This window comes from Kitasatospora sp. NPDC090308, assembly GCF_044769485.1.
Classification (GTDB): Bacteria; Actinomycetota; Actinomycetes; order Streptomycetales; family Streptomycetaceae; genus Kitasatospora; species Kitasatospora fiedleri.
On the sequence record NZ_JBIVXY010000004.1, the window covers coordinates 154,879 to 176,051 of the forward strand.

19 protein-coding genes and 1 pseudogene are annotated in these 21,173 nt (G+C 75.4%); 12 read left to right on the forward strand and 8 right to left on the reverse strand.

The window, feature by feature from the left end; genetic code table 11:
- Positions 1-264 precede the first annotated feature (264 nt).
- Together lepB and ACIQVD_RS11255 are read left to right on the forward strand one after the other, a co-directional pair.
- A complete protein-coding gene (gene lepB, locus ACIQVD_RS11250; protein ID WP_402287985.1) occupies positions 265-1,008 on the forward strand; it encodes a signal peptidase I in 744 nt (247 codons plus the stop codon).
- Positions 1,009-1,098: 90 nt separating this feature from the next.
- Entirely contained in the window at positions 1,099-1,440 is a 342-nt protein-coding gene (locus ACIQVD_RS11255; protein WP_400685273.1) for a cupin domain-containing protein, read from the forward strand.
- Here the strand turns inward: ACIQVD_RS11255 and ACIQVD_RS11260 are convergent.
- The 4 genes from ACIQVD_RS11260 to ACIQVD_RS11275 all read right to left on the reverse strand — a co-directional run bounded on the left by ACIQVD_RS11260 (position 1,404) and on the right by ACIQVD_RS11275 (position 5,985).
- Complete coding sequence (locus ACIQVD_RS11260; protein WP_402287988.1) at positions 1,404-2,072, reverse strand: hypothetical protein; 669 nt, start codon at positions 2,070-2,072, stop codon at positions 1,404-1,406. The two genes, ACIQVD_RS11255 and ACIQVD_RS11260, sit on opposite strands and share 37 nt — an antisense overlap.
- 142 nt (positions 2,073-2,214) lie before the next feature.
- Complete coding sequence (locus tag ACIQVD_RS11265) at positions 2,215-3,873, reverse strand: alkaline phosphatase D family protein (protein ID WP_400685269.1); 1,659 nt, start codon at positions 3,871-3,873, stop codon at positions 2,215-2,217.
- A 132-nt stretch (positions 3,874-4,005) separates the two neighbouring features.
- Positions 4,006-5,007 (reverse strand): alpha/beta fold hydrolase, encoded by a 1,002-nt coding sequence (locus tag ACIQVD_RS11270; RefSeq protein ID WP_402288653.1) that lies wholly within the window; start codon positions 5,005-5,007, stop codon positions 4,006-4,008.
- 408 nt (positions 5,008-5,415) lie between these two features.
- Positions 5,416-5,985, reverse strand: a complete 570-nt coding sequence (locus ACIQVD_RS11275; protein ID WP_402288656.1) for an HNH endonuclease family protein — start codon at positions 5,983-5,985, stop codon at positions 5,416-5,418.
- A 763-nt stretch (positions 5,986-6,748) separates the two neighbouring features.
- On the opposite strand from ACIQVD_RS11275, the gene ACIQVD_RS11280 reads away from it, so the two are divergent.
- Genes ACIQVD_RS11280 through ACIQVD_RS11300 form a run of 5 tightly spaced genes read left to right on the forward strand, consistent with a single transcriptional unit; the run spans position 6,749 to position 13,792 of the window.
- Positions 6,749-8,431: an ABC transporter substrate-binding protein gene (locus ACIQVD_RS11280; RefSeq protein ID WP_402287991.1), complete on the forward strand. Its 1,683-nt coding sequence runs from the start codon at positions 6,749-6,751 to the stop codon at positions 8,429-8,431.
- A 43-nt stretch (positions 8,432-8,474) separates the two neighbouring features.
- Complete coding sequence (locus tag ACIQVD_RS11285) at positions 8,475-9,566, forward strand: ABC transporter permease (RefSeq protein ID WP_282204157.1); 1,092 nt, start codon at positions 8,475-8,477, stop codon at positions 9,564-9,566.
- Entirely contained in the window at positions 9,566-10,756 is a 1,191-nt protein-coding gene (locus tag ACIQVD_RS11290) for an ABC transporter permease (RefSeq protein ID WP_402287994.1), read from the forward strand. Before ACIQVD_RS11285 ends, ACIQVD_RS11290 begins: the two co-directional genes overlap by 1 nt.
- Positions 10,749-12,458 carry a dipeptide ABC transporter ATP-binding protein gene (locus ACIQVD_RS11295; protein WP_402287996.1) on the forward strand — a complete coding sequence of 570 codons (1,710 nt, stop codon included), beginning with the start codon at positions 10,749-10,751 and terminating at the stop codon, positions 12,456-12,458. The genes ACIQVD_RS11290 and ACIQVD_RS11295 overlap by 8 nt, the downstream gene beginning before the upstream one ends.
- Positions 12,455-13,792: a dipeptidase gene (locus ACIQVD_RS11300; protein WP_402287998.1), complete on the forward strand. Its 1,338-nt coding sequence runs from the start codon at positions 12,455-12,457 to the stop codon at positions 13,790-13,792. Before ACIQVD_RS11295 ends, ACIQVD_RS11300 begins: the two co-directional genes overlap by 4 nt.
- Positions 13,793-13,852: 60 nt before the next feature.
- On the opposite strand, the pseudogene ACIQVD_RS11305 reads toward ACIQVD_RS11300, so the two are convergent.
- Both ACIQVD_RS11305 and ACIQVD_RS11310 read right to left on the reverse strand, forming a co-directional pair.
- A pseudogene (locus ACIQVD_RS11305) lies at positions 13,853-14,773 on the reverse strand (MOSC domain-containing protein); the annotation flags it as partial.
- An 88-nt stretch (positions 14,774-14,861) separates the two neighbouring features.
- Positions 14,862-15,563, reverse strand: coding sequence for a hypothetical protein (locus ACIQVD_RS11310; RefSeq protein WP_400685254.1), 702 nt, complete (start codon positions 15,561-15,563; stop codon positions 14,862-14,864).
- Between the two features lie 514 nt (positions 15,564-16,077).
- On the opposite strand from ACIQVD_RS11310, the gene ACIQVD_RS11315 reads away from it, so the two are divergent.
- On the forward strand, positions 16,078-16,671 hold the full coding sequence (locus ACIQVD_RS11315; RefSeq protein ID WP_402288001.1) for an exonuclease domain-containing protein: 594 nt from the start codon (positions 16,078-16,080) through the stop codon (positions 16,669-16,671).
- Positions 16,672-16,720: 49 nt separating this feature from the next.
- Positions 16,721-17,332, forward strand: coding sequence for a hypothetical protein (locus tag ACIQVD_RS11320; protein WP_400685248.1), 612 nt, complete (start codon positions 16,721-16,723; stop codon positions 17,330-17,332).
- A 36-nt stretch (positions 17,333-17,368) separates the two neighbouring features.
- On the opposite strand, the gene ACIQVD_RS11325 is transcribed toward ACIQVD_RS11320, so the two are convergent.
- On the reverse strand, positions 17,369-17,905 hold the full coding sequence (locus tag ACIQVD_RS11325; protein WP_400685246.1) for a gamma carbonic anhydrase family protein: 537 nt from the start codon (positions 17,903-17,905) through the stop codon (positions 17,369-17,371).
- Positions 17,906-18,033: 128 nt separating this feature from the next.
- Positions 18,034-18,525, reverse strand: a complete 492-nt coding sequence (locus ACIQVD_RS11330; RefSeq protein ID WP_400685243.1) for an Lrp/AsnC family transcriptional regulator — start codon at positions 18,523-18,525, stop codon at positions 18,034-18,036.
- Positions 18,526-18,653: 128 nt separating this feature from the next.
- Between ACIQVD_RS11330 and ACIQVD_RS11335 the strand changes: the two genes are divergently transcribed.
- From ACIQVD_RS11335 to ACIQVD_RS11345, 3 genes are read left to right on the forward strand one after another with little or no spacing between them, the layout of a single operon-like run.
- Positions 18,654-20,039 (forward strand): APC family permease, encoded by a 1,386-nt coding sequence (locus tag ACIQVD_RS11335; protein WP_402288006.1) that lies wholly within the window; start codon positions 18,654-18,656, stop codon positions 20,037-20,039.
- Between the two features lie 47 nt (positions 20,040-20,086).
- Positions 20,087-20,716 (forward strand): hypothetical protein, encoded by a 630-nt coding sequence (locus ACIQVD_RS11340; protein ID WP_402288008.1) that lies wholly within the window; start codon positions 20,087-20,089, stop codon positions 20,714-20,716.
- Positions 20,713-21,099, forward strand: a complete 387-nt coding sequence (locus tag ACIQVD_RS11345) for a hypothetical protein (protein WP_159073217.1) — start codon at positions 20,713-20,715, stop codon at positions 21,097-21,099. The genes ACIQVD_RS11340 and ACIQVD_RS11345 overlap by 4 nt, the downstream gene beginning before the upstream one ends.
- Positions 21,100-21,173: the final 74 nt, after the last annotated feature.

Here is a 21,173-nt window from a genome sequence, read left to right on the forward strand (position 1 = left end):
GGGGGGGGGGGGGGGGGGGGGGGGGGGGGGGTGGGTGGGGGGGGGGGGGGGGGGCCGGCCGGGGGGGGGGCCCGGGGGCGCCCACACCCGCGTCCGGGGGCGGGAGGCGCGGCCTGAGGGGGCGTCGCCTTACGCCGAACACACGCACGGTGCACGTACGATGACGGCCGTTCCGACCGACCGTCCGACCTGCCGACCGCCCGCTCCGTCGGCCTGTCAGCCGTCATCACCCGCAGCCCGCCACCGTCCGCCCCGGGAGCCGCCGTGACCACCGCAGCCACCTCCGCCGACGGCACCTCGTCGGCCGACGGGCCGTCCGGCTCCGACTCCGGGTGGCGGCAGCGGCTGCGCCGGGGGCTCGGCCCCTCCCGGGGGCGGACGGTGGCGGGCTGCGTGGTCGCGGCGCTGCTGCTGTCGCTGCTGGTCAAGACCTTCCTGGTGCAGGTGTTCGTCATCCCGTCCGGCTCCATGATGGGCACCCTGCAGAAGGACGACCGGGTGGCGGTCGACAAGTTCAGCCCCTGGCTGGGCGAGCAGCCGCACCGCGGCGAAGTGGTGGTCTTCCGCGACCCGGGCGGCTGGCTGACCGAGCCGACCGGCTCCGGCGGCATCGTGCGGGGGGTGCTGAGCCACCTCGGACTGATGCCCGCCGCCGACGAGAAGGACCTGATCAAGCGGGTGATCGCGGTCGGCGGCGACACCGTCGAGTGCGACGCGGGCCAGCCCCTGAAGGTCAACGGCACCGCCCTGGACGAGCCCTACCTGTACCCGGGCTCCACCCCCTGCGACGACTTCCCGGTCGGCACGGTCCAGGTCCCGACGGGGTTCCTGTGGGTGATGGGCGACCACCGCGACGACTCGCTCGACTCCCGCTACCAGCAGCTCCACAACCCGGCGGGCGGCCTCCTCCCGGTCGGCAACGTGATCGGCCGGGCCCGCATCCTGGTCTGGCCCCTCGACCGCTGGACCACCCTGCCGGTCCCCGCGACCTTCGCCCGCCTCGGCTGACCCCGCTCACCGCCCCGGCCGACTCCCCCGCGACCCTCCCCCCCGACACCCCTCCCCCGACACCCGTCCCCCGTGCGAGGATCGGCCGTCATGGAGATCATCGACAGCGGCCGCTTCCGCCCCGCCCCGGACGGCTCCCCCCACTACGCGGAGCACCTGAGCGTGCCCGCCCTGAGCTTCGGCACCTACTCGCTCCCGGCGGGCTCCGCCGACGACCAGTCCCCGCACCTCCAGGACGAGGTGTACGTCGTCACCCGGGGCCGCGCCCGCTTCACCTCCGGCGACCGCACCGTCGACGTCGGCCCCGGCAGCTCGCTCTTCGTCCCGGCCCGCGAACCGCACCGCTTCCACGACATCACCGAGGACCTGGTCGCCCTGGTCCTCTTCGCCCCGGCCTACGGCGGCGTTCCCGGCCCCGACGACCTGGACTGACCGGGGCGCAGGACGACCTCGCTGCCGACGGGGGTGAAGCCGGCGGCGAGGAAGGCGCGCAGGGAGCGGGCGTTGCCCGGGGCGACGGCGGCGAAGACGGGGGTGCCGGCGGGGAGCAGGGTGAGGGCGTCGTGCAGCAGGGTGCGGCCGTGGCCCCGGCCGTCGGGGCGGGTGTCGTGCAGCTCGACGCTGAGTTCGTGGCGGCCGGCCAGGCCGTGGGCGAGGGTGACCAGTCCGCGTCCGTCGCCGTGGACGGTGACGCGGGTGCGCTGGGAGCGGGCGAAGCGCACCCGCGGGTGGTCGTCGAGGCCGGGCAGCGGGCCGAGGCGGGGCGGGCCGCCGGTGGCGCGGGCGGTGAGGGTGGCGTCGGTGACGCCGATCCAGCCGTCCGGCCCGGCCAGGCGCAGCAGGAAGCGCGGGTCGAGCGAGCCCCCGTAGCCGTCCGCGCCGCCGTCCGCGACCTGGCGCGCGTCCAGGGCGGTGGCGACGACGGCGTGCCCGGTGAACGCCACCGAGCACTCCAGCCCGCCGGGCAGCGGCGGCAGCACCGTCACCCGCCCGTCCGCGGGCGGGAAGCGGCCCTCGGCGGCGGCCAGGAAGTGCGCCAGCAGCGGGTGCGGTGCGGAGCGCACGGTCGGGCCGCCCTTCCGCCCCGGAGGGCACGTCTCCAACGGCGTGGCTGCCGACCCTACCGGGGTGACGTCCGGTGACCACGTCCGCCGCCCCCGGGCGGCGGACGAGGGTGGACGGCGGCGGCGGACGGCGGACAGGGCGTCAGGCGACCGGGGAGTTGACGCGTTCGATCTGCTGGGTGCCGGTGCGGGTGCGGTAGGAGCGGGTCCAGCGGGTGGTGGCGTCGGTCCTGGTGCGGTCGGAGAGGGCGTAGTAGTCCATCTGGGCGCGTTCGGGGGTGATGTCGAGGACGCCGTAGCCGTGCGAGTCGAGGTCGGTCCACTTGACGTGCCGGTTGGCGGCCTGGATCGCGGCGGCGGCGACCAGGGAGAGCGTGCCGGGGGCGACCTTGAGGATGTCGTCGATGTTGTCGCTGGTGACCGAGGTGACCACGAACTCGGTGGCGGCGCTGCCGGAGGCGGGGTAGGTGGCGGCCTCGTAGGGGACGTCGCAGGCCCAGGCGGAGTGGATGTCGCCGGTGAGGAAGACGGTGTTGGTGATGCGGTGGTCCTTGAGGTGGGCGAGCAGTTCGCGCCGGTCGTGGGTGTAGCCGTCCCACTGGTCGACGTTGACGGCGAGGCCCTCGCCGGGCAGGCCGAGCAGTTGGGCGAGCGGTCGGAGCAGGTAGTCGGGCAGCGAGAGGAAGGCCACCGGGGAGATCATCACCTCGTTGCCGACCAGCCGCCAGGTGGTGTCGGAGGCGGCCAACCCGGCCTTGAGCCAGTCGAGTTGGGCCCGGCCGGTGAGGGTGCGGTCGGCGGAGTCGACCCGGCCGTCGCCGACCGCGGCCTGCTGGGAGCGGAACGAGCGCAGGTCGAGCAGGTGCAGGTCGGCGAGCTTGCCGTAGCGCAGCCGCCGGTAGGTGGTGCCGGCCACGGACGGGCGGACCGGCATCCACTCGAAGTACGCCTGCTTGGCGGCGGCGACCCGGGCGGACCAGTCGCCCTCGGTGCCGGGGGTGTGGTTCTCGGCACCGCCGGACCAGGCGTCGTTGGCGAACTCGTGGTCGTCCCAGATCGCGATGGTGGGGACGGCGGCGTGCAGCGCCTGGAGGTCGGCGTCGGTCTTGTAGCGGCCGTGCCGGGTGCGGTAGTCGGCGAGCGTGAGGATCTCGTGGGCGGGGGCGTGCGGGCGCACCACGGTGCCGCGGGTGCCGTACGCGCCGCTCGCGTACTCGTAGATGTAGTCGCCGAGGAAGAGGAAGGCGTCCAGGTCGCCGCGGGCGGCGAGGTGGCGGTAGGCGGCGAAGTAGCCGGCCTCCCAGTTGGCGCAGGAGGCGACGCCCAGGCGCAGCCGGTCGGGGGCGGCGTCGGCGGCGGGGGTGGTGCGGGTGCGGCCGACGGGGGAGGTCGCGCCGTCGGCGAGGAAGCGGTACCAGTAGGCGGTGTCGGGCCGCAGGCCGCGGACGTCGGCCTTGACGGTGTGGTCGGTGGCGGCGCCGGTGGTGACGGTGCCGGTGGCGACGACGGTGGTGAAGTCGCGGTCGGTGGCGAGCTGCCAGCGGACGGCGGTGTCGGGGCCGAGCCCGGAGCCGGGCAGGGCGTCGGCGGTGGGGGTGAGGCGGGTCCACAGCAGGACGCCGTCGGGCAGCGGGTCGCCGGAGGCGACGCCGTGCAGGAACCGGGGGGTGTCGGCGGCGTCGGCCCGGCCGGCCGGGGCGGTGAGCGGCAGGGCGAGGGCCCCGGCGGTGAGGGCGGCGGCCTGGATCACCCGGCGGCGCGGCGGGCGGGGCGCGGCGGTGGCGTTGGTGGTGTCGGTCACGTCACACGAGACTTACCGACGGGTAACGGCTTGTCCAGGGGGCGGTCTGACTGTTCGTCAATCCTTCACCCGGTGACGCGGAGCCCAACGGGGCCCCACGCCCGGCCCGTCCCGTCCCGTCCGCGGGGTCGCTCACAGCCGGTCGGCGTCGAGCACCGCCCGGACGAACTCGCCGGGCGCCTCCTGCGGCAGGTTGTGGCCGACGCCGTCGACGGTGCGGTGCAGGTACGGCCCGACGAACCGGTCGCGGTAGCTGCGGCCCCGGCCGGGCGCGGTGAACGGGTCGAGGGCGGGGTCGAGCACCACGGCGGGCACGGTGATCACCGGCCGGTCGGCGAGCCGCCGCTCGTCGGCGTCGTAGCGGCGCTCGCCGCCGGCCAGGCCCAGGCGCCAGCGGTAGTTGTGCGCCACGATCTCCGGGTAGTCGGGGTTGTCGAAGGCGGTGGCGGTGCGGTCGAAGACCTGCTCCTCGAACTGCCAGCCGGGCGAGACCGTCTGCCACACCAGTCGGCACAGGTCGCGGCGCAGCCGGCGGTCGAGCAGGGCGCGGCGTCCGCGTTCGGTGGTGAAGTAGTACTGGTACCACCAGGCGTGTTCGGCCTCCGCGCCCAGCGGGTCGGCCTGGGCGTGGACGTCGGTGATCAGGTAGCCGCCCACCGACACCAGGGCCTTGACCCGGTCGGGCCGCAGCGCGGCGACGATCGCGGCCGTCCGGGCGCCCCAGTCGAACCCGGCCAGCAGGGCGCTGCTGACCCCGAGCGCGTCCAGCAGGGCGATCAGGTCCCGGGCGACGGCGGCCTGTTGGGCGTTGCGCGGGATCTGCTCGGAGCGGAACCTGGTCCGGCCGTGGCCCCGCAGGTAGGGCACCAGGACCCGGTAGCCGCGCGCCGCCAGCAGCGGGGCCGCCTCGGCGAAGCTGTGGATGTCGTACGGCCACCCGTGCAGGCAGACCACCACCGGGCCGTCGGGCGGGCCGCACTCCGCGTAGCAGACGTTCAGGTCCCCGGCGACCACCTGCCTGAGCGTCCACGGCACCGCCAGCCCGTCCGAGAGCACCGCCCCGTACGGCGCCGTGCGCGGCGGCACGACGTACGCGGGCGCCGCGGGCGCCGGCGCCGAGTAGGCCGGCACCATGTACGCCGGTGCCGGGTAGCCGTGCGCCCCGTAGCCCTGGGTCTCGTACCCGTGCGGCTCGTACGTCGGCACCGCGTAGGCCGGTGCCGGGTAGCCCTGGGCCTCGTACGCCTGGGGCCCGTACGCCTGGGCTCCGTACTCCTGGGCCGGGTAGGCCCGTCCGCCCGCCGCGGCCGTGAACAGCCCGGCGCCGGCCGCGACCCCCGCCCGGTGGAAGCTCCGCCTGTCCATCCGTCAGCCCTCCGCCCGTGTCCAGCCGTCCGTCGTTCCGTCAGCAAGGATGCCGGAGAACCGCGTTGACCAGGACGAAGGCGCGCCGATCGGACATTTCGGTCATTCGCGTGCGCAAACGCCCAAACCGTCCGCGCGGGGTTCCGCGCGGACGGTCCGGGTCGAACGGCGCGGCGCTCAGCAGCCGTTGAGGATGTTGGTGAGCGCGGTCTTCTCGGCGCTGTCCACGGACAGCTTGTAGTAGTACTTCACCTGCACCCAGGCGCGGACGTAGGTGCAGCGGTAGCCGGTCACCGAGGGCAGCCACTCGGCCGGGTCCTTGTCGCCCTTGGCCTGGTTGACGCTGTCGGTGACGGCGAGCAGCTGGGGGCGGGTCAGGTCGTTGGCGAAGGCCTGGCGCTGGGCGGTGGTCCAGGCGGAGGCGCCGGAGTCCCAGGCCTCGGCGAGCGGCACCAGGTGGTCGATGTCCAGGTCGGAGGCGGCGTGCCAGGTGGCGCCGTCGTACGGGGAGAACCAGGTGCCGGAGGTGGCGGCGCAGTTGGCGTCGGTGACCACGCCGGAGCCGTCGCGCTTGAGCACGGTCTCGCGGGTGTTGCAGGTGCCGGAGATGGTGATCCAGAGCGGGAACAGGTCGCGGTTGTAGCCGGTGCGGTTCTCGGCCTTGACGGTCAACTGGGCCAGGTAGCTGCGGGCGGTGGCGGCGGAGACCGGGGTGGGCAGCGCGGCCTCGGCGGTGCCGGTGCCGATGGTGACGGCTCCGGCGGCGAGGACGGAGGTGGTGGCGAAGGCGGCGAAACGGCGGAGGAAACGATTCGGCACGGGGGCACTCCTGGACTCGACGGAGGGACGGGGGCAACAGGGGCGGCGCGGCGCAGCGGGCGGAGCAGGGCAGGGCAGAGCAGGGCAGGGCAGGGCCAACGCGCAAGTGGCGCTGCGGGAAGGCGCGTTGGGCCCTGTCGGCGGTTCCGAGCCAGCGTGGCAGCCGATTGTCTATGCGGGTAGATACCGTGTCGTGAAGATTGCATTGCCACCGTGTGGCGATCCCGGCACGCGAGGTGAACGCCCGTCACCGGAACGGCCCCGGCAATATTGCCTGATGATCAGTTAACTATCCTGTGCCGCAGGAGAGTTGCGGCCCACCGGGCGACCGGTGGAGCACCCCCGGAGCGCCGACCGCTCCCCTTGACCGGCCCCGGCCGTTGATCTACCTTCGTGCCTCGCCACGAGTTCCGGTGCCACGCCCGGACCGACCACGACCGGGAGGACGAGGGTGCCCACGGCTCTGTACAGCCGCCGCCACATCGACCTGCTCATGGTCTCCAGTTCGCTCTGTCGCTGAGCACGACAGCCCCCCCCGCCCACCGGCGGCCCGGCGGTGCCCGTCCCGCCGCTCACCAGGCCCCGCGCCCGCCCCGCGCCCAGCGTGCCCGCCGCATCCCGCGCCCGCACCGCTGCCGCGTCGCCGGCGACCGCCGCCGCACCCGCGCACCCGCGAACCCGGAGACCGTCCATGCACAAGTCCCCTGCCCGACACGGCCGTTCGACCGTCGCCATACCCACCCCGGCGCCCCGCCGACGCGCCACCGCCGCGCTCGCGCTGAGCGCCGCCGTCCTGGTCTCCGCCACCGCCTGCACCAGCGCCAAGGCCGGCGGCTCCGCCTCCGGCGGCAGCGCGGCCTCCGTGCTGACCATCGGCACCACCGACCAGATCGTCAGCCTCGACCCGGCCGGCTCCTGGGACGCCGGCTCCGGCACCATCGCGGACGAGGTCTACTCCCCGCTGCTCAGCGCCAGGAACGGCACCTCGGACGTCTCGCCGAACCTGGCCACCGACGTCAAGCTGACCGCGCCCACCCAGTACACGGCCACCCTGAAGCCCGGCCTGAAGTTCGCCAACGGCCACGACCTGACCTCGTCCGACGTCAAGTTCAGCTTCGACCGGCAGCTGCGGATCGCCGACAAGAACGGCCCGTCCTCGCTGCTCTACAACCTCGCCTCGGTCGCCGCCCCGGACCCGACCACTGTCGTGTTCACCCTCAAGTCGGCCAACGACAGCCTCTTCCCGCAGGTGCTCTCCACCGGCGCCGGCTTCGTCCTGGACGAGGAGGTCTTCCCCGCCGACAAGGTCCTCGACGACGACGCCGTGGTCAAGGGCAAGCCCTGGGACGGCCCCTACGGCATCACCAGCTACGCCAAGAACTCACTCGTCGCCTTCGAGGCCAACTCCGCCTACCGGGGCCAGCTGGGCACGCCGAAGACCGCGCAGGTCCGGCTCAAGTACTACACCGACCCGAACAACCTGAAGCTGGACGTCCAGCAGGGCGGCATCGACGCCGTCTACCGCACCCTGCCCACCGCCGACCTCCAGGACCTCTCCGGCAAGAAGGACGTCACCGTCCACACCGGCTCCGGCAACGGCATCCGCTACCTGGTCTTCGACTTCAAGACCCAGCCCTACGGCAGCGCGACCGGCCAGGCCGACCCGGCCAAGGCGCTCGCCGTCCGGCAGGCCGTCGCCCACTCCGTCGACCGGGCCCAACTCGCCTCCCAGGTCTACAAGAACACCTTCGAGCCGCTCTACACCTCGGTGCCGGACGGCATCACCGGCGCCACCGCGTCCTTCAAGAGGCTCTACGGCGACAAGAACGGCGGCCCCTCCAAGGACGCCGCCGCCGCCGTGCTCGCCGCCGCCGGCGTCAGCACCCCGGTCGACCTCCACCTCCAGTACAACACCGACCACTACGGCTCCTCCTCGGCCGACGAGTACGCCCTGATCAAGACCCAGCTGGAGGCCACCGGCCTGTTCAAGGTCGACCTCCAGTCCACCGCGTGGTCCCAGTACGGCAAGGACCGGGTCGCCGACCTCTACCCGCTCTACCAGCTCGGCTGGTACGCCGACTACCTGGACGCCGACAACTACGTCGGCTCGTTCTTCTCCCACGACAGCTGGGTCAACAGCGGCTACGACGACCCGGCCGTGCAGGCCCTGATCAAGCAGGAGGAGACCGAGACCGACCCGGCCGCCCGCACCCGGCAGATCGAGCAGGTGCAGGACGCCACCGCCGCGCAGGTGCCGCTGCTGCCGCTGCTCCAGGGGTCCACCGCGATCGTCACCCGGGCCGGCGTGCAGGGCGTGCCCGAGCGGCTGAACAGCGCCTACCGGTTCCGCTGGGCCGAGCTCAGCAAGAGCTGACCCCCGCCGACCGGCGCACCCCGAACACCCGAGAGATCCCGCCATGACGCTCGCCCCACCCCTGGGCGGACGCGGACGCCAGGAGCACGGCCGACCCCTGTCGGCCGTGCTCCGCTCGCCGCTGGCCCGCTACCTGGCCGTCCGCCTCCTGCTCGTCGTCCCGACCGTCTTCCTGCTGCTCACGACGGTCTTCTTCCTGATGCGGGCCACCGGCGACCCGGTCACCACCGCCTTCGCCGACCGGCTCACCCCGGCCCAGCTCCAGCAGAAACTGCACGCGGCCGGCTACGACCGGCCGCTGCTCACCCAGTACCTGGACTACCTGCGGCAGACCGCCACCGGCAACTTCGGCCGCACCGCCACCGACAACCAGGCCGTCTCCGCGGTGCTGCGCACCTACGGCGCGGCCACCCTCGAACTCGCCTGCTGGGCCCTGCTGGTGGCCGTCGCCGTGGGCGTCCCGCTGGGCGCGGTCGCGGCCCGCTACCGCGACCGCGCCCCGGACGCCGTGCTGCGCCTGGCCGCCGTCCTCGGCTACGCCACGCCGGTCTTCTTCGTCGGGCTGCTGCTCAAACTGGTCTTCGCGGTCGGGCTCGGCTGGCTGCCGGTCTCCGGCCGCGCCTCGATCCAGGTCGAACTGGAGTTGCAGAACCTGTCCAGCACCACCGGCCTCTACCTGGTCGACGCGGTGCGCAGCGGCGACGGCGCGGCGGTGGCCGACGTGCTGCGGCACGGCGTGCTGCCGGGGCTGGCCCTCGGCCTGCTGCTGGCCGGCGTGCTGCTGCGGCTGGTGCGCACCCACCTGATCGCCACCCTGGACACCGAGTACGTGGCGGCGGCGCGCTCGCGCGGCGTCGGCGGCCTGCGCCTGATCACCCGGCACGCCGCCCGGCCCGCGCTGATCCCGGTGGTGACGGTGCTCGGCCTCCAGGTGGCCGGGCTGCTCGGCGGGGCGGTGCTCACCGAGACCACCTTCGAGTGGAAGGGCCTGGGCTACCAGCTGGCCCACTACCTGACAGTGCGCGACTTCGCCGCCGTCCAGGGCATCGTCGCGCTGTTCGCGGTGGTGGTCGCGGTGGTCAACTTCCTGGTGGACGCGCTGGCCGCGCTGATCGACCCCCGGGTGAGGTACTGATGTCCGAGCCGTCCCGCGAGTCCTCCCCGTCCTCGCCGTCCCGTCCGCCCGAGCCGTCCCGCCCCTCCGAGCCCTCCCGTTCCTCCGAGCCGTCCCGCCCCTCCGAGCCCTCCCGTCCACCCGGTGCGGACCGTCCGTCCTGGCTGTCCCGGCTGGTGCCGCAGCGGGTGCGCGGCAGCGTCGGCCTGCAGCGCGGCATGCTGCTGGCGGGGGCCGGGCTCACCGCGCTGTTCCTGCTCGCCGCCCTCCTCGCGCCCTGGCTCGCACCCTGGGGCCACGCCCAACTCCAGGACGGTGGAGCGCTGTTCGGCTCGCAGCAGCCGCCCGGCCACGGCCACCCGCTGGGCACCACCGTCGGCGGCTACGACGTGCTCGCGCGCACCCTGTGGGGCACCCGCACCGCCGTGGCCGTCATCGCGCTCTCGCTGGTGCTGTCGGCGCTGCCCGGCACCCTGCTCGGCCTGGTCTCCGGGTACCTGGGCGGCTGGCCGGACCGGCTGCTGGTGGGGGTCGCCGACGCGCTGTACGCCTTCCCCTCGCTGCTGCTGGCCATCGTGCTGTCCATCGTGATCAGCGGCGGGCGCTCCAGCCTGGTCGGCGGCCTGACGGCGGCGGCCTGCTCGGTGGCGCTGGTCTTCGTGCCGCAGTACTTCCGGGTGGTGCGCGCCGAGGTGCTGCGGGTCAAGGCCGAGCCCTTCGTGGAGGCCGCCCGGGTGATCGGCACCGGCCGCCTGCGGATCATGTTCCGGCACGTGCTGCGCAACTCGGTGCGCACCCTGCCGCTGCTGCTCACCCTGAACGCCGCCGAGTCCGTCCTCACCCTGGCCGGCCTCGGCTTCCTCGGCTTCGGCATCGAGCCCAACTCCGCCGCCGAGTGGGGCTACGACCTGAACCGCTCCGTCCCCGACGTCACCTCGGGCATCTGGTGGACGGCGCTCGCCCCGGGCACCGCCACGGTCCTCGCCGTCCTCGGCGTGACCCTGCTGGGCGAGAGCCTCAACGACCTCGCCGACCCGCGCCTGCGCCGCCGCCGGGCGCCGCGCACCGCCCCCGCCGGGACCGCCGCGCCGGTCGCCGCCGCCCCCGCGGTGGTCGACGCGGTCGTCGACGCGCCCGCCGTCCCGCCCGCGGTCGCGCCCGCCCCGCCCGCCGTCCCGCTCGCCGACACCCCGGAGCAGAGCCGTGCCTGAGCCCAAGACGCCGCCCACGGAGCTGCTCCGGATCGAGGACCTGCACGTGTCGTTCGCCACCGACAGCGGACCGGCCCTCGCCGTCCGGGGCGTGGACCTGGCGGTGGCGGCCGGGGAGGCGGTGGCGCTGGTCGGCGAGAGCGGCAGCGGGAAGACCGTCACCGCGCGCAGCGTGCTCGGCCTGCTGCCCGAGTCGGCCGCCGCCCGGGGCCGGGTGCTGCTCGACCACGGGGACGCCGGGCCGGTGGACGTGCTGACCGCGGACCGCCGCACGCTGCGGGCGCTGCGCGGGACGGCCGCGGCCATGGTCTTCCAGGAGCCCGCCACCGCGCTGAACCCGGTGCACCCGATCGGCTGGCAGCTCACCGAGGGCCTGCGCGCGCACGGCCGGGGCACCCGCGCCGAGCGGCGCGCCCGCGCGGTCGAACTGCTGGGGCAGGTCGGCATCCCCGAGCCCGAGCGGCGGGTCGACCACTACCCGCACCAGCTGTCGGGCGGTCAGCAGCAGCGCGCCGTCATCGCGATGGCCCTCGCCCTGGGGGCCCGGCTGCTGGTCGCGGACGAGCCCACCACCGCGCTGGACGTGACCGTGCAGGCCGAGATCCTCGACCTGCTGCGCCGCTGCCGGGACGAGTTGGGCACGGCGCTGCTGCTGATCACCCACAACATGGGGGTGGTGGCCGACCTGGCCGACCGCGTCGCGGTGATGCGCGAGGGCCGGATCGTGGAGCAGGCCCCCGTCCGCGAGCTGTTCGCCGCGCCGCAGCACCCGTACACCGTCCAACTCCTCTCGGCGGTACCGGACTTCGGGAAGGCCGCACCCCGCCCGGCCCGGCCCGCCGACGGGGGCGCCGCGCCGGTGGTCGCGGCCCGCGGCCTGACCGTCGAGTACCCGGGGCGGCTGGGCCGCCGGGCGTTCCGGGCCGTGGACGGGGTGGACCTGGAGATCGGCGCGGGCGAGGTGCTGGGGCTGGTCGGCGAGAGCGGCAGCGGCAAGACCACCATCGGGCGCGCCCTCGCCGGGCTCACCGCCGTCAGCGGCGGCACCCTCACCGTCCTCGGCGAGACGCTCCGCACCGGCCCGCGCCGCCGCGCCGGCGGCACCGCGGCCGGTCGCGGGGGCCGGCTCGGCTACGTCTTCCAGGACCCGGCCACCAGCTTCAACCCGCACCTGACCATCGGCGCCTGCGTGGCCGAGCCGCTGCGGGTGCACCGGCCCGAGCTGGACGGGGCCGCCGTCGCCGCGCGCGTCCGGGAGCTGCTGGAGCAGGTCCGGCTGCCGGCCGGGACGGCCGAACGGCACCCGCACGAGCTCAGCGGTGGCCAGCGCCAACGCGCCTCGCTGGCACGGGTGTTGGCCCTCGACCCGGCGCTGGTGATCGCCGACGAGCCGACCTCCGCGCTGGACGTCTCGGTGCAGGCGCAGGTGCTGGAGCTGTTCACCCGGCTCCAGCGCGAGCTGGGCTTCGCCGCCCTGTTCGTCAGCCACGACCTGGCCGTGGTGGAGCGGGTGGCCGACCGGGTCGCCGTGCTGCACCGGGGCCGGGTGGTCGAGTCCGGGCCCACCGCCCGGGTGCTCGGCGATCCGCAGCACCCGTACACCCGGCGGCTGATCGCCTCGCTGCCGGTGCCCGACCCGGACCGCCAGGCCCGGCGCCGCGCCGCCCTCCCCCTCCCGCGAACAGGAGCCACCGCCCCATGACGGACCGCACCGCACCGGGCCCCGCCGATCCGAGCCCCGCCGACCCGGGCCCCGCCGACCCGGCCCACCTTGAGAGTTCCGCCGGTTCCGACGGCTCCGCCGGTTCGGCCGGTTCCCCGCAGGCCGTCGTCCGGGAGGTCCTGCGCCGCAGCCCGGTGTTCGACGGCCACAACGACCTGCCGGTCGCCCTGCGGGCCCGCAGCGGCGGTTCGGTGGCCGGGCTGGACCGGCACCGGCCCGAACTCCACACCGACCTGCCCCGGTTGCGCGAGGGCGGGGTCGGCGCGCAGTTCTGGTCGGTCTACGTCCCCTCCGACCTGCCCGAACCGGTGGCCGCCGTCGCCACCCTGGAGCAGATCGACCTGACCCACCGGCTGATCGCCCACTACCCGGGGCAGTTGCGGCTGGCCGTGACGGCCGACCAGGTCGAGGCGGCGATCGCCGACGGCCGGATCGCCTCGCTGCTCGGCATCGAGGGCGGCCACTCGCTGGCCTCCTCGCTCGGCGTGCTGCGCGCCTACGCCCGGCTGGGCGTCCGCTACCTGACGCTCACCCACAACCACCACACGCCGTGGGCCGACTCCGCCACCGACCCCGGCTCCCCCGGTGTCGGCGGCCTCTCCGCGGCGGGGCTGGCCGTGGTCGCCGAACTGAACCGGATCGGCGTGCTGGTCGACCTCTCGCACACCGCCGAGTCCACCCAGCGGGCCGCCCTGGCCGCCTCCACCGCCCCGGTGATCTTCAGCCACTCCTCCTGCCGCGCCGTGAACGACCACCCCCGCAACGTCTCCGACGAGGTGCTGGCGCTGCTCCCGGCCAACGGCGGGGTGGTCCAGCTGACCTTCGTGCCCGACTTCATCTCGCCCGAGGTCGCCTCCTGGCGGGCCGAGTCGGCCGCCGAACGGGAGCGCCTCGGCCTGCCCCCGGCGTCCTGGAGCTGGCCCCGGCACCCGGCCCCGGGCGAGAGCCCGGCCGCCGCGGCCGAGGAGATCGCCGCCGCCTTCGCCGCCGGTCCGGGCGGGCCCCCGCCGCCCGAGCTCAAGCGCTGGCTGGACGCCCACCCGCGCCCCGAGGCCACCGCCGCCCAGGTCGCCGACCACGTCGAGCGCGCCCGGGAGGTCGCGGGCCTGGACCACATCGGCCTCGGCGGCGACTACGACGGCGTCGACCGGCAGCCGGTCGACCTGCCCGACGTGTCCGGCTACCCCCTCCTCCTGGACGAACTGGCCGAACGCGGCTGGTCCGCAACGGAGCTGGAGGCACTGACCGGCCGCAACGTGCTGCGGGTGCTGCGCGAGGCCGAACACCGGGCCGAGGAACCGCTCTGGCGTTAGGCCCCGTTGGACCCCGTTGGACCCCGTCCGGCCGGTCTTGCCGGACAGGGCCCAGGAAATCCGTTCGGGTTCCTCCCACTCCCGGACGGCCACCTCGTCGCCGACCGACGGCTTTCCCGGTGTCAGCACGGAGAACTTCGTCCCGAACACCACGCCGCCGCTCGCGGCCCGCCGGTAGCCCGCGAGGGTGCGCAGCGGCTCCGGGCCCCGGCGCGCCCCGGTCTCCTGCTCCACCAGGGTGACGGCGCAGCGCACCGCGAGTTCGGCGCAGCCCGACTCGGCCGCGCCGATGGTGAGGCGGCGCGCCCGGTCCTCGGCGTGCGGGACGGCCGCCCGGTCGTCGCCGTGGCCCTCGTCGTCGTGGCCGTGGCTGCCGACGACGGTGTCCGGGCGGAAGCGGTTCATCGGCAGGGGCGGGGCGCCCCGTTCGGCCAGTCGCCGGTCGAGGAGGGCCGGCGAGGCGCGGGACAGCAGGTGGACGGCGCTGCTGTCCGCGTAGCCGGCGGGGCCGGGGGTCAGGCCGTCGGCGATCCGGTCGTGCTCGGGCGGCACCCGGACCAGGCGGCTGGGGGTGCCGAGGAACTCCGAGAGCCGGGCGGCGACTTCGTCGCCCCGGTCGATGCCCCGGAAGGCGGTGCCGAACAGGTCGGCGTCGCGGCGGGGCGCGGTCGTCGTCACGTCGAGGCGCACCGTGCCGAAGCGGTCCGTACCGTCGGCCGGGTCGAGGGTGAGCCGGGTGCCGTCGGGGCTGACGGCGGGCCGGACCAGGGCGAGGCGGGGGTGGCGGCGCTGGGTGCGGTAGGTGCCGTCCTCGCCGATGACCATGAAGCTGCGGTCGTGCGCGAGGCCCGCCGGCGTCAGGAGCGCCTCGGTCGTCGAGGTGCCCGCGCACCCCTTCACGGGATAGCAGATCAGCTCCGCGACGTCGGCCGTCCGCCGCCCCCCTTCGGTCGACAGCCACCCCGAGGCTCGTCCCGTCATGGTCGAGCGGCTGTGTCAGGCAGCTCTGCGCGACCAGGGGACCGAGACCGCCACGGCCGGCCGGAGTCCGCGGCGCCGCCGAGCCGCGCTACAGGAAGTTGTTGGGCCAGATCATGGTGCGCCACATGTGTGCCGAGGGCGAGTCGTCGAACCCCAGCCCTTCGCGGGGCTGCCGGAAGCAGCGGCCGAGCTCGTCCTCGAACTCGCCGATGTCGATCGCCTCGGCCGGGTCGAAGTCGAAGGTGTAGAGGTCGTTGAGGGTGACCAGGCGCGCCGTCATGTACCAGCGGTGGGCACGGGCCTGACGGTAGGCGTGCCGCACGTGCTCGGGCGGACGGTAGTCGGCGCCGAAGAACGCGTCGTAGGCCTGCGGGTAGTCATAGCCCACCGCGGGGTCGGGGAAGAAGCGGAGGACCTCGTGCTGGCGGATCGCCCAGGCGACCTCCTCGCTGACGTAGGGGGCGACCAGCTGGGCGCCCCAGTGCCCGTGGTGGCTGCGCAGCAGGCCGCCGACGGCGATGTCGTGCAGCAGGCAGGCGGTGACCACCGCGTCGCCGAGGTCGAGGGCGCGGGCGCGGCGGGCGCTGTGGATCAGGTGCAGGGCGGTGAAAGGATCCTGCGCGAGCCGCAGGCGGAAGAAGTCCGCCAGGGTGGGCCTGGCGGGCATCGGTGGCAGCGCCGGGTTGTCGCCCATCATGTAGACGCGGTCCGCGCCGAGCCGGGCGAGGGTCTGGGCGCCGTCGATGTGGTGGTCGGTGCCCAGGGTGGCGGCGGCGGGGAGCGCGATCATGCGGTCCAGCCCTTCCTGCCCGGTGCCGGCGCCTCCGGCTGTCACTGGTGGGAGTGCGCGCCGCGCGGGAGCGCTCTCGGACGGGCCGCGGTGCGGGTCATGGGTCAACATCATGATCGTTCCAACGAGGATGCCGCGGCCAGGTCACCGAAGCCGGGGCAAGGCGCTGGAGCGGGTGGAGGAGACCTCCGCGTTCCGGCCGGGCCGGGTGGAGCCGGAGCGGGTGCCGCCGAACCCGCCGGCGACGCCGACGAGGGTCGGCCGGGGCCGACAGGCCCCCCGGGCGACCGCGCATCCCGGACCGGACGGCCCTGGCCGGTCTCATCCACGTGCTGCGGACCGGTGCCGCACGGCTCGATGTCCCCGCGCAGAGCAACGATCAGCCAGTGCCGCGTCCCCGACCTCACCGGACAGCACACCCCCCGTCGCGACGCCCGGCCACCACTGACTGCGGCCGGTCGGCGACGGCGATATCCGATTGACCGGCGCGGCGGGCTCCGCCCATCATCCCCCCATGGAACACGGGCTGCCGCAGGGGCTGTTGAACGTGGTCGACATCGAGGCCACCTGCTGGGACGGGCAGCCGCCGCCCGGCCAGGTCAGCGAGATCATCGAGATCGGGCTGACGGTGGTGGACCTCGACTCCCTGGAGCGGGTCGGCCGGCACCGCGTCCTGGTCCGCCCCCAGCGTTCGACCGTCAGCGCCTTCTGCACCGAACTGACCGGCCTGACCGGGCCCGAGGTGGACACCGGCCTGCCGTTCTCCGCCGCCTGCCGCCTGCTGGCCACCGAGCACCGGGCGGGCGAGCGGCCCTGGGCCAGCTGGGGCGACTACGACCAGCGGCAGTTCGCCCGCCAGTGCCGGGCCACGGGCACCGCGTACCCGTTCGGCCACCGGCACACCAACGCCAAGGCGGTCTTCACGGACGCCCGCGGCCTGCGCCGGCGCCCGGGCATGGCGCAGGCCCTGGAGCTGGCCGGCCTCCCGTTGGAGGGCCGCCACCACAGCGGCGCGGACGACGCCTGGAACATCGCCGCCCTCGTCCTCACCCTGGCCCGCTCCGGCCACTGGCCGTCGGACGCCGCGCCCGGACGTGGCCTGCTGTGACTGCCGGACGCCCGAGTTGACTGTCGGTCACGGCGCCTAGGGTGATCACATGAGTTCCTCCCTGAGCCCCTTCCTGATCGACACCGCCGCCGTGCGCGGCCTGGTCGGCTCCGGCGACGATCAGATGCTCCGGCTGATCGGCGAGCGCTTCGGCGCCCGCCTCGCCGCGGACGACGACTGGTTCTCCGACGAGATAGCGGAAGGCGCGCCGACCGCCGCGGAGGCGCTGCACGCGGTGGTGCACGGCGGCCCCTACCCGGCGGACTCCCCGTACGTCTTCCAGTACGGCTACGCCTACAAGCGCCTGTGCGAGCTGACCGGCAGTTTCCTGGACAACTCCGGCTTCTCGCCGTTCCGCGGCTCCTGGCTGGAGATGGTCGACGAGGGCCTGCGGGCGCTGCGGATCACGGCGGTCTCGGTGGCCGAGTTCGGCTACTACGGGGGCCTGCCGAGCGGAATCCCCTCGGACGACCTGCCGCGCTGCGGCGAGTGGACGCACGAGCAGTGCCTGGCCGCGCTGGAGCAGTTCGAGCGGACCGAGCGGGACGACCACGCCCCGCCGCTGGAGCCCGCCGTGGCGGACGCCGTCTCCGACGTCGTCGGCTGGCTGCGCCAGGTGGAGAAGCGCCCGGGCTTCGGCGTCGTCGGCTTCGTCTCCTGAGCCGCCGCCCGGAACCGGTCGGAGGGCGGCCGGGTCTCAGCGGCCCGCCCCGGGGACGTCCCGGGCGTGGGCGGCGGCCAGCAGCTGGTAGCCCTCGCCGTTGGCCCGGATGCCGGCCCGTTCCTCCTCGGTGAGCTCGCGCTTGACCTTCGCGGGGACGCCGGCGACCAGCGACCCGGGCGGCACCTGCATGCCCTGCGGGACGACCGCGCCGGCCGCGACCAGCGAACCGGCCCCGATCCGGGCGCCGTTGAGGACGGTGGCGCTCATCCCGATCAGCACGTCGTCCTCGACCGTGCAGCCGTGCAGGACGGCGTTGTGGCCGACCGAGACCCGCTCCCCGAGGACGGCGGGGAAGGACGGGTCGGCGTGGACGGTGCAGTTGTCCTGGATGTTGGTCAGCGCGCCGACGCTGATCCGCTCGGCGTCCCCGCGCAGCACCGCCCCGTACCAGACGCTGGCCCCGGCGGCGACGGTCACCGCCCCGACCACCACCGCCCCGGGCGCGACGAACGCCTCGGGGTCGACCTGCGGGTGCAGTCCGCCGACGGCGGCGATCAGGGGTTCGGCCACGGTGGCACCTCCGGTACGGGACGGACGCGACGACGGAACGACGGTACGGCGGAGCGGTGGGACGACGGCGCTCACCGCCCCGGCCCAGTCTTCCGTACCCACCGGTAGCCCGGGTACCCGCCCCCGTCCTACCCCCGTCGGGGCGGCCAGTGGTCGAGCGGCAGCGGCCCCCGGGACCGGACGGTGCGGATGGCGAAGGTGGAGCGGGCGTCGCGGACCGGGCCGACCGCGAGGATCTCGTCCAGCAGCACCTGCTCGTAGGTGGCCAGGTCCGGGACGGCGATCTCCACCAGGAAGTCCGCCTCGCCCGACACCACGTGGCAGGCGACCACCGCCGGGATCGCGCACAGCGACTCCTCGATGTGCCGGGAGGTCTCCCGCGAGTGCTGCTCCACCCGCAGCGCCACGAACACCGTCAGCCCCAACCCGACCCGCTCCCGGTCGAGTTCGGCCCGGTACCCGGCGATCACCCCGTCCGCCTCCAGCGCCTTCGTCCGGCGCAACGCGGAGGAGGGCGAGAGCCGGACGGCCTCGGCGAGGTCGACGTTGGGCGTCCGGCCGTGGCGCTGGAGGTGGGCCAGGATGGCGCGGTCGATGCGGTCGTACTGCGGACTCGGCATGCCCCGCACCCTAGCCCCGGCACGTGGTGCCGCGAAACGACCGCCGCGCGGCAGCGCATGCCGTCCGGGCCCCGTCGCGGCGCGGATTTCACCAGCGGGTGCCACGCGATCGGGGCCAGGATCAGGGCATGACCGACACCCCGTCCGCGACCCGCCCCCACCCCCGCCCCCGCCTCCTCACCTCCCGAGCCTCCCGAGCCTCCCGAGCCTCCCGAGCCTCCCGGGCCTCCCGGGCCTCCCGCCGGGGCTCCTCCCGCCCGGCCGCCTTGCTGTCCACCGCCGGGGCGTCCGCGCTGTACATCGGTGCGCTGCTCGGGCCGAGCCTGCTGCTCCTGCCGGGGCTCGCGGCGCGGGCGGCGGGCCCGGCCTCGCTGGTGGCGTGGCTGGGGCTGCTGGCGCTGTCCGGGCTGATCGCGGCCGTGTTCTGCGGGCTGGGCACCCGGCTGGGGTCGTCCGGCGGGGTGGCCGGGTACACGGCGGCCGGGCTGGGGGCGCGGGCGGGCCGGGCCGCGGGGTGGTGCTTCCTGGCGGGGGTGGTCGCGGGGGCGCCGGTGGTCTGCCTGATCGGCGGGAGCTACGCGGCGGCGGCCGTCGGCGCGGACGGGGGCGCGGCCGTCCGGGCGGGGCTGGTGCTGCTGGCGGTGGTGCTGGCCGTGCGGCTGCTGGGGGTGCGCACCGGTGCCGGGCTGCAACTGGTGCTGGTGTCCGCGCTGGTGGGGCTGGTGCTGTTCGCGGTGATCGGTGCGGCTCCGGCGGCCCGGGCCGCGCACTGGACGCCGTTCCTGCCGCACGGTTGGACGGGCGTCGCGCGGGCCGCGCCGCCGCTGATGTTCGCGTTCGTCGGGTGGGAGGCCGCCGCCTCGCTGACCACCCGGCTGCGCGACCCGCGCCGCCAGCTGCGCCGGGTGGTGCTGATCGCCTTCGCCGTCACCTCGCTGCTCTGCCTGGGCCTGGCGGCCGCGACGGTCGCCGTGCTCGGCCCGGGCGCGGGCGGTTCCGTGCCGCTCGCCGACCTGATGCGCGCCGCGATCGGCGACCGGGGCCCGCTGCTGGCCGCGGGCGCGGCCCTGGTCCTGACCCTGGCCGCCACCAACACCTATCTGACCGGCGCCGCCGCCCTGCTGGACGCCCTGCTCCCGTCCGGTGCGGCGGCCGGACGACGCGGTGCGCTCGCGGTACCGGCCGCGACCGCGCTCATCGGCGTCCCGCTGTTCGCCCTGGTCGGCTGGGGCGTGCTGACCACCGCTCAGCTGGTGGCGGTCCCCACCGCGCTGTTCCTCACCGTCTACCTGACCTGCACGGCCTCGGCGGTCCGGGTCCTGACCGGCGCGCCGCGCCTGGCCGCGGCCGTGAGCTGCCCGGCGGTCCTGGCCCTGCTGCTCGGGACCGGCCTGCCGGTGCTCGCCGCGGCGGCGGTGGCCCTGACCGCGGCCGCCACCGACCGAACGGGCGACCGATCCGCGTTCGAACGTTCCGCCGCAGCCCGGGAGGGTTCACCGGCCGGTGGGGTTTGACCCCGAACGGCTACCGCGCACCACCGGAACGGTCCGATGATCGGGCAATGGACCATGCCGCGGGCGCGTACCCGCCGCCCCTGCCCCTGCCCCTGTTCCCGTCGCTCCCGCCCCTGCCTCCGCTGCCCTCGCTGCCCTCGCTGCCCCTGCCGCACCACCCGCCCTGGCCGTGGCCGTGGCACTGCCACCACCCGGCACCCACGCCCACCCCGACCCCCACCCCGACACCCACCCCCGTCCCGACACCCACCCCCGTCCCGACACCCACGCCGCACCCGTCGCCAACTCCCGTTCCCACCCCCGCACCCACTGCGCACCCGACGCCGCTCCCGGCCCCGGCCCCGACCGCGCCTCCCGCCGCCTCGTACCCGACGCCCCTCCGCACCCCGTCCGCCTCCCCCCACCCGCAGTCCCAGACCGCGGCCCCGGCTCCGGCTCCGGCTTCGACGGCCGTCGCCCGGGCGGCGAGCCCGCCGCCCCCGGCACCCGCCCCCGTCCCGGCACCCGGCACCGCCCCCTCGACCCTGGTCGCCGCCCCGCCGCCGGAGGCCCCGGCCGGGCCGGGCCCGCTCGAACCCTCGGTCTGGGCGACCGTCCTGCTCGTCACCGTCCTGCTGCCGGCCGCGCTCGCGGCCCTCGCCGGACAGCACTTCGTGTTCTCCAGGAGGAGACGTTGAACCTTGCTCCGTTGCTCGGCGCCCTCGGGGCGCTGGTGCTCGCGGTGGGCGCGCTCGCGGTGGCGAACCGGCTGCGCCCCGAGGTCCCGGAGGGCGAGCCGTTCCCGGAACCGCACCCCACGCTCGGGGCGATCGGGTCCGGGCTGCTGTCCGGGTTCACCCTGCTGACGGGCTTCCTGATCGCCACCGGCTGGGCCGCCCGCAGCACCGGCATCGTCCCGCCCGACGGCCTGTACATCGCCGACCTCGCGGCGGGCGGCGCCGTCCTGCTCTACCCGTCGCTCGCGGGGCTGCCGTTCACCCCCCGGTACATCACCGCGGTGTGCCTGTTCGGACTGCTGGTCGGCTACGTGATGGTGACGGCCGTCCAGCTCCGGCCCTGACCCGCGCGGAGCGGGCGGGGCGGAACGGAAGGGTGCCCCGCCGGCCCTCGGGTGGGGGTGGCCGGCGGGGCTGG